The sequence below is a fragment of the Sphingobacterium sp. BIGb0116 genome (genome assembly GCF_024808035.1).
Taxonomy (GTDB): domain Bacteria; phylum Bacteroidota; class Bacteroidia; order Sphingobacteriales; family Sphingobacteriaceae; genus Sphingobacterium; species Sphingobacterium paramultivorum.
In genome coordinates this window covers 1-1,369 of record NZ_JANUDT010000021.1, presented here as the reverse complement: position 1 = coordinate 1,369, position 1,369 = coordinate 1, and the positions used below count along the sequence as shown (strand labels likewise).

Annotated in this window: 1 rRNA gene; it reads left to right on the top strand. The window is 51.4% G+C overall.

The annotated features are described in order from the left end of the window. Positions 1-1,321: ribosomal RNA gene (locus M2419_RS27375) — 16S ribosomal RNA — on the top strand; the annotation flags it as partial. Positions 1,322-1,369 lie beyond the last annotated feature (48 nt).

The window sequence follows — 1,369 nt, the reverse complement described above, 5'->3', positions numbered from 1 at the left end:
TATTAAATATTTATAGGATAGAGATGGGCTCGCGTGACATTAGCTAGTTGGTAGGGTAACGGCTTACCAAGGCGACGATGTCTAGGGGCTCTGAGAGGAGAATCCCCCACACTGGTACTGAGACACGGACCAGACTCCTACGGGAGGCAGCAGTAAGGAATATTGGTCAATGGGCGGAAGCCTGAACCAGCCATGCCGCGTGCAGGATGACTGCCCTATGGGTTGTAAACTGCTTTTGTCCAGGAATAAACCTTTCTACGTGTAGGAAGCTGAATGTACTGGAAGAATAAGGATCGGCTAACTCCGTGCCAGCAGCCGCGGTAATACGGAGGATCCGAGCGTTATCCGGATTTATTGGGTTTAAAGGGTGCGTAGGCGGCCTATTAAGTCAGGGGTGAAATACGGTGGCTCAACCATCGCAGTGCCTTTGATACTGATGGGCTTGAATCCATTTGAAGTGGGCGGAATAAGACAAGTAGCGGTGAAATGCATAGATATGTCTTAGAACTCCGATTGCGAAGGCAGCTCACTAAGCTGGTATTGACGCTGATGCACGAAAGCGTGGGGATCGAACAGGATTAGATACCCTGGTAGTCCACGCCCTAAACGATGATAACTCGATGTTGGCGATAGACAGCCAGCGTCCAAGCGAAAGCGTTAAGTTATCCACCTGGGGAGTACGCCCGCAAGGGTGAAACTCAAAGGAATTGACGGGGGCCCGCACAAGCGGAGGAGCATGTGGTTTAATTCGATGATACGCGAGGAACCTTACCCGGGCTTGAAAGTTAGTGAAGAATGCAGAGACGCATTCGTCCTTCGGGACACGAAACTAGGTGCTGCATGGCTGTCGTCAGCTCGTGCCGTGAGGTGTTGGGTTAAGTCCCGCAACGAGCGCAACCCCTATGTTTAGTTGCCAGCATGTAATGGTGGGGACTCTAAACAGACTGCCTGTGCAAACAGTGAGGAAGGTGGGGACGACGTCAAGTCATCATGGCCCTTACGTCCGGGGCTACACACGTGCTACAATGGATGGTACAGCGGGCAGCTACATAGCAATATGATGCTAATCTCTAAAAGCCATTCACAGTTCGGATTGGGGTCTGCAACTCGACCCCATGAAGTTGGATTCGCTAGTAATCGCGTATCAGCAATGACGCGGTGAATACGTTCCCGGGCCTTGTACACACCGCCCGTCAAGCCATGAAAGTTGGGGGTACCTAAAGCATGTTACCGCGAGGAGCGTGTTAGGGTAAAACCGATAATTGGGGCTAAGTCGTAACAAGGTAGCCGTACCGGAAGGTGCGGCTGGAATACCTCCTTTCTAGAGTATCGCGGATCGGTACTCGTCACGTTACATATGATTGCAAAA